Annotated in this window: 3 protein-coding genes; all 3 read left to right on the top strand. The window is 40.2% G+C overall.

Translation table 11 applies throughout. The features are described 5' to 3' along the window. A partial coding sequence (leuB, locus tag ACTTKP_RS11160) for a 3-isopropylmalate dehydrogenase (RefSeq protein ID WP_442553979.1) occupies nt 1–855 on the top strand: 855 nt, incomplete at its 5' end. A 254-nt stretch (nt 856–1109) separates the two neighbouring features. Continuing rightward, a complete protein-coding gene (ilvD, locus tag ACTTKP_RS11155; protein WP_442553978.1) occupies nt 1110–2780 on the top strand; it encodes a dihydroxy-acid dehydratase in 1671 nt (556 codons plus the stop codon). Between the two features lie 352 nt (nt 2781–3132). Continuing rightward, on the top strand, nt 3133–4839 hold the full coding sequence (ilvB, locus tag ACTTKP_RS11150; protein WP_442553977.1) for a biosynthetic-type acetolactate synthase large subunit: 1707 nt from the start codon (nt 3133–3135) through the stop codon (nt 4837–4839). The last annotated feature ends 60 nt before the right edge of the window (nt 4840–4899 follow it).

Here is a 4899-nt window from a genome sequence, read left to right as displayed (position 1 = left end):
GATACTTCTCCTTGGTACAAGCTTCCACCTGAAAAACGTCCTGAGGCAGGACTACTTAAAATAAGGAAGGAACTGGGGCTTTATGCAAATATAAGACCTGCTATTTTGTTTGATGAATTAAGAGCTGCCTGCCCGTTAAAGGAGTCTACAGGAGAAAAAGGCTTTGATTTTGTTATATTCAGAGAGCTTACAGGTGGGCTTTATTTTGGAGAGAGAAGCACTACAGTTGTAGAAGGAAAAAGAAAAGCGATAGATACCTTAGTATATACAGAAGATGAGATAGAAAGAGTGGCAAGAAGAGCTTTTGAGGCTGCGTCAAAAAGAAAAAAAGAGGTATGCAGTGTAGATAAGGCAAATGTACTGGATTCTTCAAGGCTCTGGAGACAGGTAGTTTCTGAAGTGGCTAAAGATTTCCCGGAAGTCACACTTACCAACATGTTGGTTGATAACTGTGCTATGCAGCTTATAGCCAATCCTGCTCAGTTTGATGTAATCCTTACTGAAAATATGTTTGGAGACATACTTTCTGATGAGGCAAGTATGGTGACAGGTTCGCTGGGAATGCTTCCTTCAGCTAGTCTTGGAGAAGGAAAATTCGGTCTTTATGAGCCAAGCCATGGTTCAGCTCCTGATATAGCAGGACAGGATAAGGCAAATCCTATTGCAACAATAATGTCGGCAGCGATGATGCTTAGATATTCCTTTGGACTTGATGCGGAAGCAGATAAAGTTGAGGAAGCGGTTAAGACTGTACTTAAAAAGGGCTACAGGACAGGTGATATTTACAGTGAAGGAAAGATGCATATTGGCTGTAAAGAAATGGGAGACAGGATAGCGGCTGAGATTGAAAAATAATATTTTCTAACTCCAAATTATTGTGGTTAAATTATATACGGGAATCTGACAACAACCCTCATGTATTTAGAGGTCTGTAACTTTGGCATGAATAATTTTGATAATCAGTTAAATTAATGATACAAGTGTCAAAAGTATAAAAACCGATTGATGCTCGATTGTAAGGGAATTTATTATCTTTTGATATGCAAAAAATGAGCAGATTACGAATTTTTTGCAAGGTTTTATGATAGTAACAAGAAAGGAAATAATAAATGAGAAGTGATAACGCAAGAGCCGGTATGAAGCAGGCACCGGCAAGGAGCCTTTTCAACGCACTGGGCTTTACAGCGGAAGAAATGAGGAAACCTATAGTTGGTATAGTAAGTTCATATAATGAAATAGTACCGGGACATATAAACTTAGATAAAATAGTTGATGCAGTAAAGCTGGGAGTTGCAGAGGCAGGCGGAGTACCTGTGGTTTTCCCTGCTATTGCGGTCTGTGACGGCATAGCTATGGGGCATATAGGAATGAAGTATTCTCTTGTAACAAGAGACCTTATAGCAGATTCAACTGAATGTGTGGCTATGGCTCATCAGTTTGATGCCATGGTTATGGTACCTAACTGTGATAAGAATGTACCGGGACTTCTGATGGCAGCAGCAAGGGTGAATATACCTACAGTTTTTGTTTCAGGCGGTCCTATGCTTGCCGGAAGGGTTAATGGCTGTAAAACCAGTCTTTCCTCTATGTTTGAAGCGGTTGGAGCTTATGCAGCAGGAAGCTTAAGTGAAGAGGATGTACTTGAATATGAAAACAAAGCCTGTCCTAGCTGTGGTTCCTGCTCAGGTATGTATACAGCAAATTCAATGAACTGTCTTACAGAGGCTCTCGGAATGGGGCTTCGTGGCAATGGAACTATACCGGCAGTTTATTCTGAGAGAATAAAACTTGCAAAACACGCAGGTATGGCAGTTATGGAAATGTTCAGGCAGAATATAAGACCTCGTGATATAATGACAAAAGAAGCTATTATTAACGCACTTACAGTAGATATGGCTTTGGGCTGTTCTACAAATTCAATGCTTCATTTGCCTGCGATTGCACATGAAATAGGCTTTGATTTTGATATAGCCTTTGCTAATCCGATAAGTGAAAAAACACCTAACCTCTGTCACCTTGCACCTGCGGGACATACTTATATGGAGGACTTAGACGAGGCAGGCGGTGTATATGCGGTTATGAAGGAACTTGCAGATATAGGGCTTATAAATACCGAATGTATGACAGTTACAGGCAAGACTATAGGTGAAAATATAAAACATGCTTACAACAGAGATGAAGAAGTTATCAGACCTGTAAGCAACCCATATAGTAAAACAGGCGGACTTGCGGTACTTAAGGGAAACCTTGCACCGGATGGAAGTGTGGTTAAGCGTTCTGCAGTTGTAGAAGAAATGATGGTGCATGAAGGTCCTGCTAGGGTATTTGAGTCCGAAGAAGAAGCTATAGAGGCGATTAAGGGAGGCAAGATAGTACCCGGAGATGTGGTTGTTATAAGATATGAAGGGCCTAAGGGCGGACCGGGTATGAGGGAAATGCTCAATCCTACCTCAGCGATAGCAGGTATGGGACTCGGCTCTACAGTAGCCCTTATTACAGACGGAAGATTTTCAGGAGCTTCAAGAGGCGCATCTATCGGACATGTTTCACCGGAGGCGGCAGTAGGAGGGCCTATAGCCCTTGTTAAAGAAGGAGACATAATTTCTATCAACATACCTGAGATGACACTTAATATGAAGGTGTCAGATGAGGAGCTTGAGGAAAGAAGAAAAGCTTGGAAACCTAAGGAAATGGGAGAAATCACAGGTTATCTTAAGAGGTATCAGGCTATGGTTACATCAGGAAACAGAGGAGCTATTCTTGAAGTGCCTAAGATGTAATATGAATAATTATTTTTTTATTTGATTGGTGTTGGAATTTATAATATACTTAATTATGATACAAGTGTCAAAAGTATAAAAATTCTGTGCAAGCTTGCTTGCAAAAGAATTTATTATCTTTTGACACGCAAAAAATATGAGTAAGTAGCCATTTTTTGCAAAAAAATGAGCGGATTACGAATATTTTTACAAGGATTGCGGATGTGAAGCCGAAGCAATCCTGTATCATTGGGTGTCAAATACTTTTGACGCCCACATCAAATTATAATTGTTTCAGGGTAATATATCATTATTATATTTATAATATTTGATATATAATCCGGAGTTAACAAATTTAGAAAGAGGAGAATTTATGGCAGAACTTAATGGATCACAGATTCTTGTTGAATGTTTGAAGGAGCAGGGAGTAGATACTATTTTCGGATATCCGGGTGGAGCAGTTCTAAATCTTTATGATGAGCTCTATCGTCATCAGGATGAAATAAAGCATATCCTTACTTCTCACGAGCAGGGAGCTGCACATGCGGCTGACGGATATGCGAGAGCTACAGGTAAGGTCGGAGTCTGCCTTGCTACCAGTGGACCTGGAGCTACTAACCTTGTAACAGGTATTGCAAATGCTTATATGGATTCAGTTCCTATGGTTGCAATTACCGGTAATGTAGGCACCAACCTTCTTGGTAAGGATTCTTTTCAGGAAGTGGACATAGCAGGCGTAACCATGCCTATTACAAAGCATAACTTTATTGTAAAAGATGTAAAAAAGCTTGCAAAAACAATAAGAAGAGCATTTAAAATAGCTTCAACCGGCAGACCGGGACCTGTGCTTATAGATATAACAAAGGATGTAACAGCTAATAAATGTGAATATAAAAAGGAAGAAATAAAGAAGGTAGAAAAGAAAAAAATAGGGGATAATTTCACTGATAAAGAGCTTGATAAGGCAGCAGAGATGATAGCGAAGGCTAAACGTCCTGTTATTTTCATAGGTGGCGGAGCTATTATTTCAGAGGCACATAAAGAAATTAAAACTTTGGTAGATCTTATGGATGCCCCAGTTTGCGATTCTCTTATGGGAAAAGGTGCATTTGATGGCACAGACAAGCGTTATATGGGAATGATAGGTATGCATGGCACTAAGACCGCAAACTTCTCGGTAACAGAATGTGACCTTTTAGTCGTACTTGGAGCAAGATTCTCGGATAGAGTTACAGGCAATACCAAGAGTTTTGCAAAGAGGGCTAAAATCCTTCATATAGATATAGATCCTGCTGAGATAAACAAGAATATAAAGGTTGACCTCAGCATTGAAGGCGATGTTAAGGATGTGCTTAAGGAGCTTAATAAGAAGCTAAAGAAGCAAGACCATGAGGAATGGATGGAGCATATAGCTGAGATGCAGGCAAAATTCCCACTCAGATATCATGAAAATGAACTTACCGGTCCATATTTTATAGAAGAGCTTTACAAACTTACCAAGGGTGAGGCAATTATTTCTACAGAAGTAGGACAGCACCAGATGTGGGCTGCACAGTTCTACAAGTATAGTAAACCAAGAACACTGCTTACCTCAGGTGGTCTTGGAACTATGGGCTATGGTCTTGGAGCTTCTATAGGAGCACAGATAGGTTGTCCTGATAAGCAGGTTATTAACCTTGCGGGAGATGGCTGCTTCCGTATGAACATGAATGAGCTTGCAACAGCAGCACATTATAATGTACCTATAATTGAAGTTGTATTCAATAATAATGTACTCGGTATGGTTAGGCAGTGGCAGACACTTTTCTATGGTAAGAGATATTCACAGACCATGCTTTCTCAGGATATAGACTATGTTAAGCTTGCTGAGGCAATGAGCATAACTGCTTTTAGAGTTACAAAGAAAGAGGAAGTAGAGGAAGTTATAAAGAAGGCTCTTAAGGCTAAGGGGCCTGTATTTATAGAGGTAGTAATAGACAGGAATGAAAGTGTATGGCCTATGGTTCCTGCCGGTGCTACTCTTGAGGAGACCTTCTCTGAGGAGGATGTAAAAGAAAAGGAAGCTAAGGCTAAGAAGTAAGCAAATTTGAAGTTGTAGGGCTAATGTACTTGTTTGACAGACTAAGTCACGCCTTCGCTG

This window comes from Catonella sp., assembly GCF_052169795.1.
Classification (GTDB): Bacteria; Bacillota; Clostridia; order Lachnospirales; family Lachnospiraceae; genus Catonella.
Note: the sequence above shows the minus strand (reverse complement) of the source record. Positions and strands in the feature narration are given on the sequence as shown.

Bases quoted from the DNA above. Each gene is read 5' to 3' on its own strand.
- ilvB (WP_442553977.1), top strand. From the start codon at position 3,133: ATGGCAGAACTTAATGGATCACAGATTCTTGTTGAATGTTTGAAGGAG.
- ilvD (WP_442553978.1), top strand. From the start codon at position 1,110: ATGAGAAGTGATAACGCAAGAGCCGGTATGAAGCAGGCACCGGCAAGG.